Below are 19,648 nucleotides of genomic sequence, written 5' to 3'. Positions count from 1 at the left end.
CTTGCGGCCGTACTCCCCAGGCGGGGCACTTAATGCGTTAGCTGCGGCACTGGAGGGGTCGATGCCTCCAACACCTAGTGCCCAACGTTTACGGCCAGGACTACCGGGGTATCTAATCCCGTTTGCTCCCCTGGCTTTCGCGCCTCAGCGTCAGTATCAGCCCAGAGACTCGCCTTCGCCACTGGTGTTCCTCCCGATATCTACGCATTTCACCGCTACACCGGGAATTCCAGTCTCCTCTGCTGTACTCAAGCTGAACAGTATGAAATGCAGTTCCCCGGTTGAGCCGGGGGATTTAACATCCCACTCATTCAGCCGCCTACACGCCCTTTACGCCCAGTGATTCCGAACAACGTTTGCTCCCCCCGTATTACCGCGGCTGCTGGCACGGAGTTAGCCGGAGCTTCCTCTTGTGGTACCGTCAGCTCACGGCCCTATTCGAGCCGTGAGGGTTCTTCCCACATGACAGGAGTTTACAACCCAAGGGCCTTCATCCTCCACGCGGCGTCGCTCGGTCAGGGTTTCCCCCATTGCCGAAGCCTCTCGACTGCTGCCTCCCGTAGGAGTCTGGGCCGTATCTCAGTCCCAGTGTGGCCGGTCATCCTCTCAGATCGGCTACCCATCGATGCCTTGGTGGGCCATTACCCCGCCAACTAGCTAATGGGACGCAGGACCATCTTTGAGCGGTAGCTTGTAAACAGAGGCCACCTTTGACTGCAGAACCATGCGATCCCGCAGTTTCATGCGGTATTAGCACCCCGTTAGGAATGTTATCCCCCACTCGAAGGCAGGTTTCCTACGCGTTACTCACCCGTTCGCCACTTTACTCGGGTATTGCTACCCTTTCGCGTTCGACTTGCATGCCTAATCCACGCCGCCAACGTTCGTTCTGAGCCAGGATCAAACTCTCCGCTGTAATTTCACACCAAAGAATCGCTCCCCTTCGGGGACGCGACGAATTAACAAGAGATCTTCTCGGTCCGAAAACCGAGAGGGATCCTCTAGGGCTCCACAACACAAACGTGCGCTATTCTGTTTTCAAAGATCGGTCGCGCGCGAATCGCACGCATGAAATCGGCCGTTCAGGGCCGAACCCTGAACTTACCGAGAATGCTTAAGAGTTGTCAACGCCCAATTTGGCTGCAGAGACAGCGGGCTTGATGCCACGCGAGAACGCGGACTGGCTTTTGCAGTCAGCCGACGAGCACTGCGGCTTTCTACTCCATCAAAACCAACAAATAGGAAGATAGTGCAAGGCGATCGACCTGTCAAGGCCTTGCCGAATCATATTTTGGTGCCCTGTCCGTTGGTCCGATTCAGCCGCGCCCCTTCGGCACCACCCGGGCGATCTTGCGCCCAACCTTAATGATCACCTCCGATTGCGCTCCGGGTCCCCGGCCGACCCGGATTTCCTTGGCAACGTCCGTAAGTCGCTCGCCATTCACATAAACGGCCCCCTGCTTGAACAGGCTCCCGGCGTTGCTCCCGGTGTACGTATTAGGAAATGCACGCATCATGAGATCCCTAGCGCGAAATGCACCGGCCTCCACCTCCACCGTGGGCAAATCGCTCGGCAGCTCCCGGCGCGAAAACTGCTTCTCGAATTCACCCTGGGCGAAGTCCGCAGCGCCCTGCCCGTGGTACATCCGAACGATCCGGTGAGCGAGCGCCTTCTTCCACGTCATGGGATTCGTCCCGGCCTGACGAAGGGAGCGCGCGATCTCGTCGCACTCGGCGGAAGTGGCATCGGTCACAAGGCGGAAGTAACGCTCGATGAGCTTATCGGGGAGGCTCATCACCTTTCCATAGATCTCCTTCGGCGGCTCGGTGATTCCGATGTAGTTGCCGAGGGTCTTGCTCATGCGGCGCACGCCGTCGGTGCCCTCGAGCACGGGGAGCGTCAGGATTATTTGAGGCTCGACGCCGTAGGCCGCCTGGATATCCCGGCCGGTCAGAAGATTGAACTTCTGCTCCGTGGCCCCAATCTCGATGTCGGCGTGGATCACGACGGAGTCGTAGGCCTGCATGAGGGGGTAGAGAAGCTCGTGAACGCTGATCGGCTCGCCGAGCTTGAAGCGGTGCTCGAAGTCGTCGCGCTCGAGCATTCGAGCGACGGTGAAACGGGAGGTAAGCCTGAGAACGTCGACGAAGCTCATGGCTTTGAACCATTCGCCGTTCCAGCGCACTTCCGTCCGATCTTTGTCGACGACTTTGAAGAACTGGTCGAGGTAGGTTTGCGCGTTCTCGAGGACCGCCTCCTCCGTGAGGGTGGGTCGCGTCTGCGAGCGGCCGCTGGGGTCCCCGACGAGCGCGGTGTAGCTTCCGACGATGAGCACGACCTGGTGCCCGAGGTCCTGGAATTGGCGAAGCTTTCTCAGGCCGATCGTGTGCCCGAGATGGATGTCGGGGGCGGTGGGATCGAAACCCTGCTTGACGCGGAGCGGCTTCCGCGAAGCGATCGAACGCTCGAGCTTGCGGATGAGCTCGTCCTCGGGAATCAGCTCTTCAACTCCGGAGCGGATCACCTCGAGCTGGCGCTCGACTTCCGCGTTCTTGGATTTCGGATGCATTGCGGCGGCAGCCTACCAAGTTTGGGCTTGCCGCGGAAGAGCGGCGCCCCGGGGCTCCCTCTGGGATTTGGCACTTGACCCACCTGGGGGGGTTACCTAGCGTAAGCCCATCCAGGCCGTTCGCACCTTCAACGAGGTTTCGGCCGTGAGCCCACGCTGGGGACATGTCACGAAATTCCTATTCGCGGTGGTCGTCATCCTGCTCTGCGGGGTGGCCGGGGTGGGTATTGGAGTCGGGAATTGGCTCCGCAAGGACCTCCCTTCCCCGGCAAATCTTCAGACGATCGCGCCGCCGGTCAAGACGCTGGTCTACGACCGAAACGAGAAGCTCGTGCACGAGTTCTTCAAGGAGAACCGCTCCATCGTGCCGCTCCGGGATATTCCCAAGCCTCTCGTGCAGGCGATCCTCGCGATCGAAGACCGCCGCTTTTACACCCACTGGGGCATCGACCCCATTCGCCTCATGCGCGCCCTCGTCACCGACATCGTGGCGCGGCGCCCGGAGCAGGGGGGGAGCACCATCACGCAGCAGCTCGCGCGGAATCTCTTCCTCACGCACGAGAAGACGCTGACGCGAAAGCTCAAGGAGATCGTGCTCGCGGTCCGGATCGAGCAGACCTACACCAAGGACGAGATCCTCGAGATGTACTTCAATCAAATCTACTTCGGCGAGGGCGCCTATGGCGTCGACGCGGCGGCCAAGGTCTTTTTCGGGAAGCGCGTCCAGGAGCTGACGGTCCCCGAATGCGCCCTGCTCGCGGGGCTGCCCCGGAACCCCCGCGATTACTCGCCGCGCCGGGATCCCGACCGCGCGCTCAGGCGCCGGAATCTCGTGCTCTCGCAGATGCTCGCGGCGCGCTTCATCAGCCGCGCGCAATACGAGCAGGCAAGCGAGGTCCCGCTCGGCGTGACGAAGACGCGCTACAACGCCCAGGAGGCGCCCTACTTCATGGAGATGGTCCGGCAGTACCTGGACGAGCGGTACGGCTCGAACCAGCTCTACGAGGGCGGGCTTCGCATACACACCACCATCGATATCGACGTCCAGCATGCGGCGGAGGAGGCGCTCGAGAAACGTCTGACCGCGCTCGAGCAGCGAAACCAGTACAAGAAGACGCGCGCGGTGCTGGCGGCCAAGTCCGGCAACGCTCCGGCTCGTGACCGCAATCAGACCGAATATCTGCAGGGCGCGATCGTATCGCTCGAACCCTCGAGCGGACAGATCCTGGCGCTCGTGGGCGGGCGCGACTTCAACGATTCGAACTTCAACCGGGCGGTCCAGGCGGCGCGCCAACCCGGCTCGGCGTTCAAACCCTTCATCTACACGGCGGCCATCGACAACGGTTTTTCCCCGACCGACATCATTCTCGACACGCCGGTCTCCTTCAACGCGGGGAACGGTGAGGAGTGGTCGCCGCAGAACTACGACAAGAAGTACCGCGGACCGGTCACCCTGCGGAGCGCGCTCGCGAATTCCGTCAACGTTCCCGCGGCGAAGCTGCTGCAGAAGCTGGGCACCTCGGTCGTGACATCGTATGCCAAGCGCATGGGGATCAAGAGCAGGCTCCTGCCCGACCTCTCCTTAGCACTCGGCACGTCGGAGGTGAACCTGCTCGAGCTGACCTCCGCCTACGGCGTCTTCGCGAACCAGGGCGTGAGGGTAACGCCGACCTACATCCTCCGCGTCGAGGACAAGAACGGAAAAATTCTCGAGCAGTCCCGCAGCGTGGCCGAGGAAGTCCTGAGCCCGGAAACGGCGCTCACGATGACGAGCATGATGGAGAGCGTGGTCGAGAACGGCACGGCCGCCTCGGCGCGCGCCCTCGGCTTCACGGCGCCGGCGGCCGGGAAAACCGGGACGACCGATGACTACACGGACGCCTGGTTCGTGGGCTACGTGCCCGGCGTCGTCTCGGGCGTATGGGTGGGCTTTGACCGCAAGCAGAAGATCGGCCCCGGCATGACGGGCGCCGCCGCCGCGCTTCCGATCTGGGTAGACGTGATGCTCGCCGCGACGAAGGGGCGACCGGCGCAGGACTTCCCCGTGCCGAGCGGCGTCGTCAGCCGGCTGATCTGCGTCGAGACGGGCCTGCTTGCCAATCCCGGGTGCCCCAGCACCGAGATCGAGCTGTTCCGGGAAGGAAGCGAGCCGACCGGCTATTGCAACGTGCACACCGGAACGGCGAAGCCTCCACAGGAGGTCCCCGATTTCCACGAGACGGATACGGAAGCCCCTCCCGACGAGCGCTTGAGGCTCTAAGCCTGCCCAGGGCCCCCCGCCGGGTCCTCAGCTCCCCAGATCCGCGATCACGAGAGGCTGCCGGGGAGGCGGCTCATCGTCTATCGGGTACGCGCGCTTCGCCGTTTCCGCCCAGTCGGGAGCCTCCCGGCGGGCCTCGATGATCGCGAGCACCTCGCCCGCGGCGATCCTGTCCCCGGCCTTGCGAAGGAGCCGAATCCCCACAGCGTGGTCGATCGTGTCCTCCATCAGGGTCCTCCCCCCGCCCATCGCGACGAGGAGCATCCCCAGGGCGCGCGAGTCGATCCTGCCGACGAAGCCCGGGCGATCCGCGCGCACCGGCGTTTCCACGGGCGCCCGCGGCAGGATCGAGGGATCGGCCGTGACCCGCGGATCGCCTCCCTGGGCCTGGATCATGGCCTCGGCGCGCTGAATGGCGCCGCCGGATTCGAGCGCCCGATCCATGCGGGCTTCGCCTTCGCGCGGCTCCCGCGCCACGCCGCAGAGAACGAGCATCGCCGAGCCCAAGAGCCTGCACAGCTCGACCACGTCGGGAGGACCCTCTCCTCGAAGGACCCGAATCGCCTCCGCTGTTTCGCTCGCGTTCCCGATCGTGAGCCCGAGCGGCTCGTCCATCGCCGTGACGATCGCGCGCGCCCGGCGGCCCAGCTCGCGGGCGACCTCCACGAGCTCCCGCCCGAGGCCTTTCGCGTCCTCCCGGGTTTCCATGATCGCGCCGCGCCCGCACTTCACATCGAAGACGATCCCCGAGGCGCCCGCCGCGAGCTTCTTGCTCAGGATGCTCGAGACGATGAGCGGCCGGCTCTCGACGGTCGCCGTCACGTCGCGCAGGGCGTAGAGTTTTCCGTCCGCGGGGGCCAGATCCTCGCTCTGTCCCGCGATGACGACCCCGATCCGCCGCGCCTGGGCGGAGAACTCATCGGCGCTCAGGCGGGTCCGAAACCCGGGAATCGCCTCGAGCTTGTCCCGCGTTCCCCCGGTGTGCCCCAGCCCGCGGCCCACGATCATGGGGACGGCGGCTCCACAGGCCGCGATCCACGGCGCGAGGGCGATCGAGACCTTGTCCCCGACCCCTCCGGTGGAATGCTTGTCGACGGTGGGCCGGCCGATCCCCTCCCACTCCAGCACCCGGCCCGAATGGAGCATGGCCTCGGTCAGGGCGACCGTCTCGCCGCGATCCATGCCGCGGATCGTGATCGCCATCAAGAGGGCCGCGGATTCGTAGTCGGGAATGGAACCATCGGCGACCCCGCGGATCCAGCGCCCGATCCCCCCGCGGGGGAGCGTGGCGCCGTCGCGCTTGGCGCGAATCAAGTCTCTCACAGGGGAGCCGCTCCCCTCAGCGTCTGCCCTGGAACTCGGTGAAGGGGCGCGGCATCAGGTCCGCCAGCGGCAGCTCCTCGGGGGATCCGTCGGCGCGCTCGACCAGGAGCGTGAGGCCGGGAGCGTGCTCGAGGAGCACCTGCCTGCAGGCGCCGCACGGCAGCACCGGGCGCATGGTCTCCGAGACCACGGCCATCCTGCGAAATCCCGAGGCGCCCCGGGAAAGGGCGCCGAAGAGCGCGCTCCTCTCCGCGCAAATCGAAAGGCCGTAGCTCACGCTCTCGACGTTCACCCCGGGGTGAACCGCGCCGGCCGCATCCTCGAGGAGCGCGGCGACGCGAAATCGAGAGTGGGGCGCGATGCTCCGCTCGAGGAGCGCCCTCGCCTGATGCAAGAGTTCGACGGGTGGGAGCGCGGCAGGCGGACGCCCGACCACGCTAGGCCCCGGGCTCCCGGGTTTGCGAGGGAGTGAGGAGGGTAAGCTTGGCGAACCGGACCGCGAGCTTTCGTTTCGATTTGTCGTCGAAGGAGACCAGGACGGATGCCTGCTCGCCTTTGCCCTTGGTTTCCAACACGAGCCCCACGCCGAACTCCGGATGCTGAACCCGGTCGCCGACTTGATAATCGCGCTGATTCATCGCGCCCTCATGTCCGCTGCTCTAGCCGGAGGACGGAATGCGGCTGCTCTTATACTGCACCTTGCGCGTGCGCCGCGCCCCCGATGTTTCGAGGGCCTCCGACTCATGGCGTTCCCCCACCAGGGTGAGAACCTTGGCGGGCTTTCCTTCGCGAAGGAAGAGCCGCACGACGCGCTTCCCCATGCTGCACAGGATCTCGTAGGGAATCGTCTCCGCGCGCTCCGCGACCTCCTCGAGGCTGACCCTCGCCCCTGCCTGCTCGCCGAACAGGACCGCCTCGTCCCCCAGCGCCACGTCGGGGACCTCGGTCGCGTCCACCATGGTGAGATCCATCGTCACGCGCCCGACGATCGGAACGCGCCGGCCGCGGATCAGGACCTCTCCCCTGTTCGAAAGGAGCCACGGCAGGCCGTGGCCGTATCCGACCGGGAGGACTCCAATGCGCGTGGCCCGCTTCGCCTGATAGGTGCGGCCGTAGCTGATGAAGCGACCCGCCGGAACCGAGCGCAGCTGCACGACGCGCGACTTGAAGGACATCACCCCTTCGACCTCGATCGCGGGCGGCACGCGATTGCTGGGGTAGAAGCCATACGCGAGGATTCCCGGCCGTACCATGTCGAGTCTGGACTGAGGAAGGCTGAGGATGCCCGCGCTATTCGCCGCGTGACGGATCGGAACCTCGATCTTCCTCCGGGCGAGGGCGTCCAGGATCTCGTGGAAGCGGCGAAGCTGCCCTTCGGCGAAGTAGGTGTTCCCGGAGTCCGCGTCCGGAAAATGCGTGAATACCCCCTCGAGCTTCAAATTCGGCATCGCGACGACGCGCTGCAGGAATTCGAACGCGTCGCCGTCGGAAACCCCCGTCCGGCCCATCCCGGTATCCACCTCGACGTGGATGCGCGAGATCACCTCGTGCGCGAGGCACCGGCGGGACAGGAGCTCCGCGAATTCCAGGCTCGAGACGCAGGGGGTGAGGTGGTGCTCGATGATCTCGTCGACCTCGGAAAGGAGCGACGGGCTCAGGATCACGATCGGGGCGCTGAGCCCGGCAGAGCGAAGCTCGATGCCCTCGTGCAGCGTGGCGACGCCCAGCATCGAGACGCCGGCCTCGATCGCCGCCCGGGAGATCTCGATCGCTCCGTGCCCGTAGGCGTCGGCTTTCACGACAAGCAGAATCTTGCAGTCGGGACCGATCGCGGCGCGAATCGCCGCGATGTTCCGACCGAATCGATCCAGATCTACTTCGGCCCAGGTAGGAAATTCCATAGATGTCGCCGGGACTCCGGCGTGTCACGAGTACCACAGGGCGCGCGACGACGCAAGCAGCCGCTCGCGCGCGGCGGGCGGCGGACGCGATGTCGCTCGGGTTACGCAGCCGGGGTGCCGTGGACACCGGCGCTCCGTGCCACTACACTTCGCGCGTGAGCCCTATTCACTCTAATCCCCCGCCTGCGTCCGACCGAGAGGAATTCGCGGCGGCCGCCGCGGAGCTGCTCGATCTGGTACGCCACCTTTCGGGCCCGGAGGGTTGCCCCTGGGATCGCGAGCAATCTTCGAAGACGCTCTCCCCCTATCTGGTCGAGGAAGCGCACGAGATAGGAGAGGCGATCGCGCGCGGCGACCGCGCCGCGACCGGCGAGGAGCTGGGTGATCTCCTGTTCCTCGTCGTATTCCTCGCGGTCACGTTCGAGCGGGAGGAGGGCTCGAAGCCCGCGGAGCTGATTCGCCAGATTATTGTGAAGATGATCGCGCGGCACCCGCACGTATTCGGCGAGCGCCGCGACCTCGACGCCCAGGGGGTCTTGCGGCAGTGGGAAGAGGGCAAACGCCGTGAGGCGGGACACGAATCGATCCTCGGAAGGAGCCCCGAACGGCTGCCGGCCCTCCTCCAGGCGTATCGGGTCCAGGAGAAGGCCGCCTCCGTCGGCTTCGACTGGCAGAACGTGGAAGGCGTGGTCGCGAAGCTCCGCGAAGAAATCGAAGAGACCGAGCGCGCGATCCGGGCCGGCCATCCGGAGCGCGTCGCCGAGGAGATCGGCGATCTGCTATTCGCGGCGGTCAACCTGGCCCGCTTCGTACGATCGGATCCCGAAGCGCATCTGATCCTCGCCGTGGACAAGTTCCGCAGGAGATTCGACCGCGTCTCGGAGCTTCTGCACGAACGGGGGCGCTCGCCCCAAGAAGCGGGTCTGCCGGAGCTGGACCGGCTTTGGGAGACGGTGAAGCTCGAGGAGCGGGAGAAACGGGAGCCGCGGGAGAAGCGGAGGAAGAGAGTCTAGGCCGGCCCTTCGGGCTTGGCGGGGTTTTTCCGGTCCTCGGGGGTGCCGGACTCCTTCGCGGCCTCCCCCTCGCCGCGCTCGCTTTCGGCAACGTAGTTGAGTCGAAGCTCGGTCAGGACGTGGTTCAGGAAACGCGCCTCCTGTCCGGTCAAGTTGCCGGAAGTCCGCGTTTTCAGCATCTCGAGCATCTCGATCGAGAGCTTGGCCTGCGCCATGTCCCGTTCGATCTTCTCGGTGAACGGGTTCATCACCTTGCCCATCTGCTGCATGGCGGCGGCCTGAAACGATTGGACGAGACCCAGGAAGAGATCCCGCTCGTTGATCGGTTCTTTCCCCTCGTCTCTTGTCTCGCTCACGTGAAACCCTCCCGTGGCGCGAGGCGCCTCGACGCCCGGCCGCTCAGCGAATCCGTTCCGCAATCACCATGGTCAAGTACGACGTCTCTCGTGCCGCGAGAAGGACCGGGTGGTCCCGGCTCTGCCCCAGGACGTCGACGAGGCGAAGCTCCGTACGCGCGGTCTTTGCGGCGGCGCGAAGGATTTCGATGAATGCGACCGCGTCCACATGATGGGAGCACGTCGCCGTGGCAAGCGTGCCGCCGGGCTTGAGCAGCCGGAGCGCGCCCGCATTGATTGCGACGTACTTCCGCGCTCCTTCCGCGAGCGCCTTCCGGCTCCGCACGAGCGCCGGCGGATCGAGGACGATCATATCAAACCGCGCTCCCTCCCGCTCGAAGCCGTCGAGCGCCCGCTCGACCTCTTCGACGCGGAACTCCACGGCCCGGCCGGGGGCGTTTCGCTTCGCATTGCTCCGCGCGCGCTCGACCGCGGGCGCGGAGCTGTCGATCCCGAGCACCGCAGCCGCGCCGGCCATGCAGCACTGAATCGAGAATATCCCGGTGTAGCAGTAGAGATCCAGGATCTGGCGGCCAGGGGACTCGCGAGCCACGCGCTTTCGATTCTCGCGCTGATCGAGAAACTCACCCGTCTTCTGGCCCCGGCGCAGATCGCTCTGGAGCACGATCCCCTCGTAGGGAACCTCGGCCAGCTCCGGGATCTCCCCCCGCTCGAGCGGCTCGAGAGGGGGAAGACCCTCGAGGGTGCGCGCCTGAGAGTCCCTGCGGCACAAGATGCCGCGCGGCGTCAGCATGTCTTGGAGCAGGTCCAGAATCCATTCGATCCGCCGCTCGATGCCTGCGCTCAGGCTCTGGACGCAGACGTAGTCGCCGTAGCAATCGACCACGAGCCCCGGCAGGTAGTCCCCCTCGCCGTGCACGAGGCGGTACGTGACTTCGACCGGCAGGATGCGGCGCCGGAGCGACAGCGCCAATTCGATCCGGTCCCGCACGAGATCCGCGTCGATCGCGCGCACGTGGCGTGCGTAGAGCCGAACGGCGATCAGGGAATGCGGGTTATAGAGACCGACTCCCACCGGAAGGCCGCGATGATCCTCCACGACCACCTCGGTCCCGGCCTCCAAGCCGTCCTCGACCGATTCGATTTCGTTGCTGAAGACCCAGGGATGCCCAGATCGGAGCCTGCGTTCTTGATTCTTCGCAAGTCGGACGACCGGCATGGGCGCCTCAGCGATGAGAACCTCGGAGGTGCTTGCGCGGAGGCTCACCGGGAGAGAGTCCGAGATAGCCGATCATCTTGTTGGCGAGCTTCGCGGCGAAAAAATCGGAGGCCGGCTGGCCCGGTATGGGACATAGCTCGACGATGTCGCACCCGACGACCTGCCGTCTCTCGCATACGGCCCGCAGGAGCTTGAGCCCCTCCTCCCAGGTCAGGCCCCCCGGCTCCGGGGTCCCCACGCCCGGCACGTAGGAGGGATCGAACGCGTCGAGATCGACCGTCACGTACACCGGGTTCCGCAGCTTGGCCACGATCGCGTCCACCGGCAGACCCTTCTCGCGGATTTCGCGCGCGAGAAAGACCGGCGCCTTCTCGGCGTGCACGTAATCCGCCTCCTCCCGCGAGACGCTCCGGATCCCGACCCCTACGGTAGGCACCTCGAGCTCGCGGATCCGGCGCATGACGCTGGCGTGGCTCAGCTTCGTTCCCTGGTACTCCGCGCGCAGATCGAGATGGGCGTCGAGCTGAAGCACCGAGAGCTCCGGGTAGCGCTCCCGGAGAGCCCGGACCGGGGCGATCGTGAGCGAATGCTCGCCCCCCAGCGCGAAGGGGATGATCCCGGCGTCGATGAGCTTCGTGGCGACAGCCTCGAGGCGGTCCAGCCCGGCCGCAAGATTGCCGGGCTCCACATCGATCTCCGCGAGAGTGGCGATCCCGATCCGATAGCTCTCCGTATCGAGCTCTTCGTCGTAGAGCTCGACCTGGCGGGACGCCTCGAGGATCGCCTCGGGCCCGAATCGCGTCCCGGGCATGTAGCTTGTCGTCTGATCGAAGGGCGCGGGGATAAGAACGACACGAGCCCGGCTAAGGGGGCACTCAGCCGGGCTCAAGCCTAGAAAGAGAAGGGGTGCGGGAGCCTCAAGTCGCGCGCGCTTCAGATATCCTCGTCTTCCTCGTCGCTCTCCTCGTCCTCGGCGTATTCCTCTTCGTCTTCGACATCCTCTTCGTCTTCCTCCTCCTCCAATTCTTCGTCCTCTTCCTCGTCCTCTAAGTCTTCCTCTTCGTTGTCATCGTACATGCGGCCGATCGGATCTTCTTCCCACTCTTCCGAGCGGTGCCGCGCGGAACCGCGGAATTCTCGCTCCGGGCTGGAGCCTCTGCGTTTCATTTCGAGATCCTCTCACAAGCTGGGTGGACAAGGCCGCTACCGTCGAACTCGGAAAAAACCGCGGACCGGAAATTACGGAGGCGACTATTTCCCGTCAACGGAAAAAGCATCGCTCCGGATGAATCCGTGGAGCAATAGGGAAAGAAGACCCCGGCGGGGGAAAGCCGGCTCTTGTCTCCGGCCTCGGGGGCCCGGCCTAAGGCGGTGCGGGATAGCGCGGTACATGGCGGGGCCGACGGGACTCGAACCCGCGACCTCCTGCGTGACAGGCAGGCGTTCTAACCAGCTGAACTACGACCCCACCGCGGTTTGTCCGATGCAGAAGCGGGAGTCTAACGGGCTTCCGGGACCCGGTCAACGCCATTACATCCGCTCGAGACGTGTCGATTTGTAATAGTGACTCAGGATTTCGCGGTAGTCCATACCCGCTCGCGCCATGCCCATCGCGCCCCATTGGCAGAGCCCGATGCCGTGCCCGTTGCCCGCGCCGGTCGCGACGACCTTGGCCGGGTTTCCGTCTTCGCCGCGGATGACTCCTATCTTGAAGAAGATACTCCGTAGAATTGCGCTCGTCCCGGGCCGGCGAAGCGCCCAACGAATGCGGTCGCCATGAAACGCGAGATCCCCCGAGGTCGTGGTCACGGCGAGGTCCTGCACCCGTCCACAGCGGGAGCGCTTGTCCACGCGCACGTCCAGGAGATCTCCGGTGAGCGCAGCCCCCGCCCCGTTTTCCGGAGGGCCGTACTGGCGCAGCATGGCGAGAAAGGCCCCCGCGTCCCACTCCTCCCTCCAGTGGAAGTTCGAGGATAGGGCGCAGTAGGGCTCGGTGCCGGGTCCAGAATCGTCCCGAACGCTCCGTAAATAGGGGGTCCAGTTCCAGGGCCACACGTCCTCGACGTTTGCGGTCCGGCCCCCGCACGTCGACGAATAGAGCGCTCGTATCGGCCGGCCGTCCGAGAGCAGGACCTCGCCGCGCGTGGCCTCGAGCGCCCGGTCGCTCTGCTCGTTCTCGAGGGTTCTGCCCGCATAGACCTGGTCTTCCACCGAGGCATGGAGATCGAACCCAAGCTCGGCGCGGCGGCCCAGATAGGCCAGGGTGTACGAACGGGCGGCAACCGCTTGGGCCTTGACCGCCTCGAAGTCGGACTCGGGCGGGGTTCCAATCTCATTGGGGAGCACGCTGCGGAGATAGCTCTCCAAGGCGACCTCGTTCACGAGCGTCAATCCTTCCGGGTAGGAGCCGTGGACGCGGAAGGTGCCCCGATACCAGTTTCCGCTCCAGCCGGAGAAGCCTCCCCGTTCGGGCACGAGCTCCAAAGTGTCGGCAACTCCGCCCGACCAAAGCGGATCCGGCTCTCCCTCCCTGAAGACGTCGATCGTTCCCGCGCCCTCGCGGGCCACGACAATCCTCGCCCCGGCGGCCCCGTCCGCGATCTGTTTCCCGTGCAGGAGCCGGAGCTTCCATTCTCGCGAGCCCGAGATGCGAAGCCGCGGCGCGCCGACGATGAGCCCGACGCGAAGCCTCGTCGCGGACCGCCAATCGATCGGCGCGGGGCGGGCCTGATCGGGGGGGCGGGGAGGCTCCATTCGGCGGTATCCCGCGCATCCGGCGAGGCCGATGAGGAAGGCGGCGGCAAGGAGGAGCGAGAGGCTCGCGCCTGGCCTCCGCGGCAGAGCGAGTCCGTGGAAGCCCCTAGCGCGGACGGGGCGCGGGCGTAACCGAGCCAAGAACGACCTCCTTTCGGGCGCCGGTTGCAGAAGGTACGTTGCCGGGCCGCCCTGATATGGTTTCGAACGCCAGGAACGCGAAGGCCATTGCCTCCTTGGCCAAGACCGGAACCCCCAGCGTTTCGCTGGTGAGCAGGCGCGAGGCCGGCAGGGCCCTCCCGAGCGCCCCGAGCAGGGTCCGATTCAAAGCCCCCCCTCCTGAGACCAACACCTCGTCCGGCCTCCCGCTCCCCGAAAGAGCCACCCCTCGCGCCACCGCCCCGGCCGTGATCTCGACCGCCGTCCGCATTCGGTCGGGGAGGGATAGCGTAGCGGTGCGCGCGAGAAAACGCTCGAGATAGGCCGCGCCGAATTCCTCCCGGCCCGCGCTCTTGGGCGGCCGCCGCGCGATGAACGGGTCGGCGAGGAATTCCTCGACGACTTCCTCCGCGGCCTCGCCGCGCGCGGCCTGGGCCCCTTCCGCGTCGAAGCGCGAGCCGTGGGGCCCGACCGAGGCCATGATGGCATCGAGGAGCATGTTTCCCGGCCCGCAATCGAAGGCGATGACGTCCTCCACCCGCGCGGCGGGCTTGAGTCGCGTCAAGTTGGCGATTCCGCCCAGGTTCAAGAGCACGCGGTCGCTCGCCTCCGAGACGAACTGGTTCAGGTCGAATCGCGGCACGAGCGGCGCGCCTTCCCCTCCCTCGAGAATATCCGACATTCGAAAGTTGGAAACCACCCGGCATCCGAGGGCGTGGGCCACCACAGTTGGCTCCCCGATCTGGATCGAGAGAGGGATCCCGGAACGCTTTCCCTGCGGATCGTGAAAGACCGTCTGGCCGTGGAGCCCGACGACTTCGGGCATGAACCCCGCCGCCTCCTTGGCCCTGAGGGCACCGCCCGCGGCGAGGGCCGCGTGGCGGCCCAGCTCGACGTGAAGCGCCAGGAGATCGCGCATCGCCAGGGTCCCCTCCTGCGCGCCGAGCACCCGCTCGCGGAGCGCCGGGGAATAGCCCTGGTGATGCCACGCGATGAGCCGGGTCCGCCGCGGCGCGGGCCCACGCTCCACGGTGACGAGCGCAGCGTCCGCGCCGTCGGCGGACGTGCCGGTCATGATGCCGAGCGCGCAGGCGTACCCCGCGGCGTCGCCCCGGCTCACCTTCCGCTCCCCTGGAGAATCCCCTCCACGATCTGCCGCTGGAAGAGGAGGAAGGCAAGGAGGACCGGAACCGTGGTGAGGGTCGAGCCCGCGAGAAGCGCGCCCCAGTCCACGCTGTGCTCCCCTTGCGCGAAGAGCGCGAGCCCCACCGGGAGCGTGCGCATCGATTCGGAGGTCGTCAGAACGAGCGGATGAAGGAACGCGTTCCACGTCGTGAGAAAACCGTTCACGCCGACGACCGCGAGGCCGGGACCCGAGAGCGGCAGGACGATCCTCCAGAAAATCGCGCGGGGGCTGAGCCCGTCCGTGCGCGCGGCCTCCTCGAGCTCGGGCGAGGAGGTTTTGTAGTAGTGCGCCATGAACAGGACGCCGAATGGATCCGCGAGATGGGGCAGGATGAGCCCCGCGTAGGTGTCGAGAAGCCCCAGCTTCGCGAAGAGCAGATAGAGCGGAACGAGGGTCACCTGCCGCGGGAGGATGAGAAAGGCGGTGGCGAGCCCCAAGGTGACGCCCTTGCCCGCGAAGCGGCCGCGTGCCAGCGCGTGCCCCGCGGCGGCGCTCAGGAGAATCTGGAGCGGAACGGCGATCCCCGTGACGATGAGGGAGTTGATCGCGAAGCGCCCCATCCCGCCGCCGGAAGCCAAAGCGCGGTAGTGCTCCAGGGTGAAGCCCCCGGTCCACCAATCGGAGGGAGCGATCGGAAGCGAGCCCCCCGCGCCGAGCGAGACGCGGGCCATGTAGATCAGGGGCGCGATCGAGAGGAGCGCGATCGCCGAAAGAGCCCACCCGGCGCGGGTCACGGCGGGGAGGCCTCGGTCGGAGGGCTCACGGAGTGGGCACCCCGGCGGTGGACCGCGAGAGGACCCTTCGCTGGAGGAGCAGGATCCCTCCCACGAGGAGGAGCAGGATATAGGCGATCGCGCAAGCGTACCCCATCTCGAAGTGATAGAAGGCGCGCTCGTAGAGGTGGTAGACGAGCGTGAGCGTGCTCTGGAGCGGTCCGCCGCGGGTGAGGACGAACACCTCGATGAAGATCTGAAACGAGCGGATCGTATTGAGCAGGATCACGAAGAGGATCACGGGTTTCACATGCGGCAGCACGATTCGCCGCTCGATTGCGAGGGGCCCCAACCCTTCGAGCCGCGCCGCCTCCAGCTGCTCGAGCGGCAACGTCTTTCGCCCGGCGAGGATCAGGATCGCGTAGTAGCCGACGCTCGCCCACACGTCCATGGCCATGATGGAGGGGAGCGCCAAGCGTGAATCCTGCAGCCAGTGGAGCCGCGGAAGTCCCAATCCCGCGAGCCAGCCGTTCAAGAGGCCCTGCTCCGCGTAGAGCGACTTGAACACGAGCGAGATCACGACCATCGAGAGAGTCGCCGGAAAGAAGATCGCGGCGCGGAAAAACGCCTCTCCGCGCCGCAGCCGTCCCAGGAGCGCGGCCACGATGTAGGCGAGGACCAGCGTCACCGGAAGCGTGCCCACCACGAAGATCCCCGTTGTGCGGAGCGCGTGCCAGAACGCCGGCGATCCGAGCGCGCGCGTGTAGTTCATCGCGCCGATCCAGTGCGTGAGGTCCGGACGAAGCGGGTTCATCGAGTAGAAGCTCAGGACGAGAGCCGCGAAAAGCGGGATCAGCCCGAACACCGCGAAGCAGAGGGACCACGGGAGAAGCCCTAGGGCGGCGCGGCTCCTCATGGTTTCGGGTTGAGGAGGGCCTCGATTCGGGAGTCCGCGGAACGGAGCGCCGCCTCGGCGGACTTCTTGCCGTAGATCGCCTCTTCCAGCTCTCCGTTCAGGATCTCCTCGATTTCGACCCAGCGCGGATGAACGGGCGGAGCCACCGCCGTGCGGAGCTGCTCCACGAAGATCCGGTCGCGGGGATGCGAGACGAAGTAGCTGTCCCGCTCGGCGGCGATGGCCGCGGGGAACGCATTCCCGGTCGCGATGTAGAGCGGCATCGCATTTTCCTCGCGCGCGAGGAAGCGGGCGAGCTGGAGGGCGGGGCCTTTCTCCTTGGAGCTACGGAAGATACCCAGCGCTTCGGCGCCGGCGAAGGAGGCCGGCGATCCCTTCCCTTCGGCGGGACGGGGCATCAGCGCCACCTCGAAGTGGAGCCGCGGCGCCGATTCGGGGAGCTTCCGAAGCATCCAGGGGCCCGAGATGATGAAGCCGAGCCGCCCCCGCGCGAAGGCTTCATCGAGCATTTCTTGGCGATCGAGAAGCGAGTGCGGTTTGAGGCTCAGGTAATACCGGAGCGCCTCGGTATTCTGCGGGCTCAAGACCACGCTCCGCGTGAGGGTCGAATCCAGAATATCGCCGCCGTTTCCCCACGCGAAGGGCATGAACTTCTTGAAGAGGACCTCCCTCTCGCCGGAGTTCATGCCGAAGCCCTTGGCTTCGGGCTCGACCGCGTCGACGCGCTGGACCGCCCGCGCGAGCTCGGCCCACGTCGCGGGCGGCCGGAGCGGCGAGAGCCCAGCGCGCTTCATGAGGTCCCCGTTCATGTAGAGCACGCGGGTCCCGACCATCCACGGGATCGCGTAGATCCGCCCGCGAAATCGCGCCACCTCCCAGCCGCGGAGCGCGGGAACCAGGTCGGGAATGCTGTCGGTGAGATCGATCAGGGTGCTGTCGGCGACGAGCCCGGGAAGAAAGGTCGACCCGATCTCGCAGAGGTCGGGTGGCCGCCCGGCGGCGACCGCCGCGACGATCTTCTCCCGGCCGCTCTGCCACGTGAGCTGCTCGACCTGAACTTCGAGGTTGGGGAATTCCCGCTGGAAGCGGTCGAGGACCGGTCGAATCGCGCTTAGGGGAGAGAACTGCCAGAAGACGACCGTCTGCTTCGTGGAGGGGCGCTTGCCGCAGCCTACGAGAGGCAGTATCGCTGCGAGCGACAGGGCGAAGGCGGCGCTCGCGAGCCGCCTCAGGCGGCGCCCCGCACACCCTGCCCGCCCCCCGCGCCACGGCATAAGCCCCCCTACGACCGAATCGCCTCGCGAACCCATCCCTGGGCCTCCTTGAGCCGCCTCTTCGCCTCCGCCCGGGTCACGCCCGCTCGGCGCATCACGATGGCCACCTTGAGAGAGCCTCCGGCGCGTTTGAGCCAGCGCCCGGTCTCCGCGTAGCTCGCGCCGGTCGCGTTCATGAAGACGCGCTTCGTGCGCTCCTCGAGCTTCCGGCTCGCGGTCTTGAGATCCACCATGAGATTCTCGTAGACCTTGCCGAGCCGCACCATCGACCCCGTCGTGAGCATGTTGAGAACGAGCTTCTGCGCCGTCCCCGCCTTGAGCCGCGTGGAGCCGGTCAAGACCTCGGGACCGACCCTGGGCGCGATCACCACGTCGCAACGGAGCGGCGCCCCCCCGGCCGGATTCGCGGTGACCGCGATCGTCGCGGCGCCGACGGTACGCCCGTACGCGAGGGCGCCGACGGCGTAGGGCGTGCGCCGACTCGCCATGATCCCTACCACAACATCCCGCTCGCCGACCCGTCGTTTCTTGAGCGCGGCCGCCGCGGCCCTGGCGTCGTCTTCCGACCCTTCGATCGATCGCACCAGCGCGCGGCGGCCGCCGGCGATGATCCCCTGGACCAGCGTTCGCGGGGTTCCGAACGTGGGGGGACATTCCGTCGCGTCGAGCACCCCAAGCCGGCCGCTCGTCCCGGCGCCGACGTAGAAGAGCCTCCCCCCGCGCCTGAGCCGCCCCACGATGAGATCGACGGCGCGCGCGATGTTGCGGATCTCGCGCCCGACCGCGGCCGGAACGCGCCGATCCTCGCGGTTCATGAGCTTCAAAATCTGAGTCGTGGTGAGTCTGTCGAGATTCTTCGAGCGCGGGTTCCGCTGCTCGGTGACGAGCCGGCCCAGCTCGCGGAAGATCGCCCTGCCGCTTCGCCGGTCGGTCATCGGCTCCGGATCATGCGTCCGGATTGGGTGGCCTTGTGCCCCGCGGCGTCGACCGCCGTGAGCCGGTAGAAGTAGAGACCGGTCGCCGTGGTGTTGCCCTGGGAATCTCGCCCGTCCCAACAATAGACGTTGAAGCCCGCTTTGCCGGGCCACTGAACCGATGCCACCCGACGCCCCGAGACGGTCATGAGGAGCAGCTCCACTTTGGGGGCGGGAGTGCTCAGCTCGAACTGAAACACGGAGCCGTCGCAACCCGAGCCCATGAGCCTCGGGCTCACGACCACGACCCTGCGAAGCGCAAGGCTCGTCTCCACGTTGAAGGTGGCCTGCGGGAAGACGCCGGCGCGCCCGTTGATCTCGACATCGAGCGTGTGGAGGCCGGGGCCGCGATCCTCGGCCAGGGTGACGAGCGCCCAGCGGCGCCCGGTCGCGTCCGTCGCGGTCTCCGTGACGTTCGCGAGCGGGACCCCATCCAGGAGGAGCGTGAGCGAGTCGGCGGTCACCGGGATCGGAGTCGTCACCTCGGCGCGGAGGACCGCGTTCGACTCGACGAACGTGCCGTTCACCATGACCACCCCGTTGGCCAGGTACCGCGCGGTGGTCCGCACTTGCAGCGCGAAGTCCTGCTCCCGGCCGTTCGTATCGGTCGAGCGGACCAGGAGGTCGTAGTTTCCGATGCGCGGACGGATGCTCGCCGTGAGCGTGTGCGCGCGCCCCGTGTCCGAGACCGCGACCGAGTAGAGCGTGGAATCGAGCGGCGCGATCGTCCCGGTCGCGACCGAGCGCTCCGCCAGATCGGTTTTCTTGAGCCCCGCCTCATCGCGAACTTTCGCGACCAGGGCGACGCTGGCGCTGGGTGAGTCGCTCGTCAGGGGGCCATTTTCCGGGAAGGGGGTTCCGTCCACGGTCACTTCGAAGACGCGCGGAGGCAGCGCGTCCATCCGGATCATGGGATCGCCGAGGAGGACGACGGTCCGATTCATCGCTTGCTGAAAGAACGCGCCTGAGTTCGCATTCCTCACATAGGCCTGGCCGACGATCTCTCCCATGATCCAGCGCGCCTGATGCG

The 19,648-nt window shown here is 66.4% G+C and carries 17 protein-coding genes, 1 tRNA gene and 1 rRNA gene; 2 read left to right on the top strand and 17 right to left on the bottom strand.

Features of this window, described 5'->3' with window-relative positions; genetic code table 11:
- Positions 1-912: ribosomal RNA gene (locus tag E6K76_00450) — 16S ribosomal RNA — on the bottom strand; the annotation flags it as partial.
- Positions 913-1,316: 404 nt separating this feature from the next.
- On the bottom strand, positions 1,317-2,570 hold the full coding sequence (locus E6K76_00445; GenBank protein TMQ60921.1) for a tyrosine--tRNA ligase: 1,254 nt from the start codon (positions 2,568-2,570) through the stop codon (positions 1,317-1,319).
- Positions 2,571-2,679: 109 nt separating this feature from the next.
- Between E6K76_00445 and E6K76_00440 the strand changes: the two genes are divergently transcribed.
- Positions 2,680-4,830, top strand: coding sequence for a PBP1A family penicillin-binding protein (locus E6K76_00440; GenBank protein ID TMQ60920.1), 2,151 nt, complete (start codon positions 2,680-2,682; stop codon positions 4,828-4,830).
- Positions 4,831-4,857: 27 nt separating this feature from the next.
- On the opposite strand, the gene E6K76_00435 is transcribed toward E6K76_00440, so the two are convergent.
- The 4 genes from E6K76_00435 to alr are packed head-to-tail and all read right to left on the bottom strand — an operon-like array spanning position 4,858 to position 8,054.
- Positions 4,858-6,153 (bottom strand): thymidine phosphorylase, encoded by a 1,296-nt coding sequence (locus E6K76_00435; GenBank protein TMQ60919.1) that lies wholly within the window; start codon positions 6,151-6,153, stop codon positions 4,858-4,860.
- A 16-nt stretch (positions 6,154-6,169) separates the two neighbouring features.
- Entirely contained in the window at positions 6,170-6,589 is a 420-nt protein-coding gene (locus E6K76_00430) for a cytidine deaminase (GenBank protein TMQ60918.1), read from the bottom strand.
- Between the two features lies 1 nt (position 6,590).
- A complete protein-coding gene (locus E6K76_00425) occupies positions 6,591-6,791 on the bottom strand; it encodes a hypothetical protein (GenBank protein TMQ60917.1) in 201 nt (66 codons plus the stop codon).
- A 21-nt stretch (positions 6,792-6,812) separates the two neighbouring features.
- Positions 6,813-8,054 carry an alanine racemase gene (gene alr / locus E6K76_00420; protein TMQ60916.1) on the bottom strand — a complete coding sequence of 414 codons (1,242 nt, stop codon included), beginning with the start codon at positions 8,052-8,054 and terminating at the stop codon, positions 6,813-6,815.
- A 2-nt stretch (positions 8,055-8,056) separates the two neighbouring features.
- On the opposite strand from alr, the gene mazG reads away from it, so the two are divergent.
- Positions 8,057-9,067 carry a nucleoside triphosphate pyrophosphohydrolase gene (gene mazG / locus E6K76_00415; GenBank protein TMQ60915.1) on the top strand — a complete coding sequence of 337 codons (1,011 nt, stop codon included), beginning with the start codon at positions 8,057-8,059 and terminating at the stop codon, positions 9,065-9,067.
- Here the strand turns inward: mazG and E6K76_00410 are convergent.
- From E6K76_00410 to E6K76_00360, 11 genes are all read right to left on the bottom strand, one after another.
- The gene (locus E6K76_00410; protein TMQ60914.1) at positions 9,064-9,423 is read right to left on the bottom strand and encodes a DUF1844 domain-containing protein; all 360 of its coding nucleotides are present in this window, start codon (positions 9,421-9,423) and stop codon (positions 9,064-9,066) included. The two genes, mazG and E6K76_00410, sit on opposite strands and share 4 nt — an antisense overlap.
- 43 nt (positions 9,424-9,466) lie before the next feature.
- Entirely contained in the window at positions 9,467-10,642 is a 1,176-nt protein-coding gene (locus E6K76_00405) for a class I SAM-dependent rRNA methyltransferase (protein ID TMQ60913.1), read from the bottom strand.
- Positions 10,643-10,649: 7 nt separating this feature from the next.
- Positions 10,650-11,666, bottom strand: coding sequence for an agmatinase (gene speB, locus E6K76_00400; protein TMQ60912.1), 1,017 nt, complete (start codon positions 11,664-11,666; stop codon positions 10,650-10,652).
- Positions 11,667-12,033: 367 nt separating this feature from the next.
- Positions 12,034-12,110 (bottom strand) — tRNA-Asp (locus tag E6K76_00395).
- A gap of 62 nt (positions 12,111-12,172) precedes the next feature.
- Positions 12,173-13,396 carry a SpoIID/LytB domain-containing protein gene (locus tag E6K76_00390; protein TMQ60911.1) on the bottom strand — a complete coding sequence of 408 codons (1,224 nt, stop codon included), beginning with the start codon at positions 13,394-13,396 and terminating at the stop codon, positions 12,173-12,175.
- A 106-nt stretch (positions 13,397-13,502) separates the two neighbouring features.
- On the bottom strand, positions 13,503-14,675 hold the full coding sequence (locus E6K76_00385; protein TMQ60910.1) for an anhydro-N-acetylmuramic acid kinase: 1,173 nt from the start codon (positions 14,673-14,675) through the stop codon (positions 13,503-13,505).
- Positions 14,672-15,475, bottom strand: coding sequence for a carbohydrate ABC transporter permease (locus tag E6K76_00380; protein TMQ60909.1), 804 nt, complete (start codon positions 15,473-15,475; stop codon positions 14,672-14,674). The genes E6K76_00385 and E6K76_00380 overlap by 4 nt, the downstream gene beginning before the upstream one ends.
- A gap of 25 nt (positions 15,476-15,500) precedes the next feature.
- Positions 15,501-16,370 carry a sugar ABC transporter permease gene (locus E6K76_00375; GenBank protein TMQ60908.1) on the bottom strand — a complete coding sequence of 290 codons (870 nt, stop codon included), beginning with the start codon at positions 16,368-16,370 and terminating at the stop codon, positions 15,501-15,503.
- Complete coding sequence (locus tag E6K76_00370) at positions 16,367-17,680, bottom strand: extracellular solute-binding protein (GenBank protein ID TMQ60907.1); 1,314 nt, start codon at positions 17,678-17,680, stop codon at positions 16,367-16,369. The genes E6K76_00375 and E6K76_00370 overlap by 4 nt, the downstream gene beginning before the upstream one ends.
- Complete coding sequence (murQ, locus tag E6K76_00365; protein ID TMQ60906.1) at positions 17,653-18,579, bottom strand: N-acetylmuramic acid 6-phosphate etherase; 927 nt, start codon at positions 18,577-18,579, stop codon at positions 17,653-17,655. Before murQ ends, E6K76_00370 begins: the two co-directional genes overlap by 28 nt.
- The coding region (locus E6K76_00360) for a hypothetical protein (protein TMQ60905.1) at positions 18,576-19,648 on the bottom strand (1,073 nt) is incomplete at its 5' end. The genes murQ and E6K76_00360, both read right to left, overlap by 4 nt.

The sequence above is a fragment of the Candidatus Eisenbacteria bacterium genome, from assembly GCA_005893275.1.
GTDB lineage: Bacteria > Eisenbacteria > RBG-16-71-46 > SZUA-252 > SZUA-252 > WS-7.
This window is presented reverse-complemented; position numbering and strand designations above follow the sequence as displayed.

Excerpts from the sequence above, each read along its gene's own strand:
- E6K76_00425 (TMQ60917.1), bottom strand. The coding sequence starts at position 6,791 with ATGAATCAGCGCGATTATCAAGTCGGCGACCGGGTTCAGCATCCGGAG.
- E6K76_00375 (TMQ60908.1), bottom strand. The coding sequence starts at position 16,370 with ATGAGGAGCCGCGCCGCCCTAGGGCTTCTCCCGTGGTCCCTCTGCTTC.
- E6K76_00445 (TMQ60921.1), bottom strand. The coding sequence starts at position 2,570 with ATGCATCCGAAATCCAAGAACGCGGAAGTCGAGCGCCAGCTCGAGGTG.
- murQ (TMQ60906.1), bottom strand. The coding sequence starts at position 18,579 with ATGACCGACCGGCGAAGCGGCAGGGCGATCTTCCGCGAGCTGGGCCGG.
- E6K76_00370 (TMQ60907.1), bottom strand. The coding sequence starts at position 17,680 with ATGGGTTCGCGAGGCGATTCGGTCGTAGGGGGGCTTATGCCGTGGCGC.
- E6K76_00405 (TMQ60913.1), bottom strand. The coding sequence starts at position 10,642 with ATGCCGGTCGTCCGACTTGCGAAGAATCAAGAACGCAGGCTCCGATCT.
- alr (TMQ60916.1), bottom strand. The coding sequence starts at position 8,054 with ATGGAATTTCCTACCTGGGCCGAAGTAGATCTGGATCGATTCGGTCGG.
- mazG (TMQ60915.1), top strand. The coding sequence starts at position 8,057 with ATGTCGCCGGGACTCCGGCGTGTCACGAGTACCACAGGGCGCGCGACG.
- E6K76_00390 (TMQ60911.1), bottom strand. The coding sequence starts at position 13,396 with ATGGAGCCTCCCCGCCCCCCCGATCAGGCCCGCCCCGCGCCGATCGAT.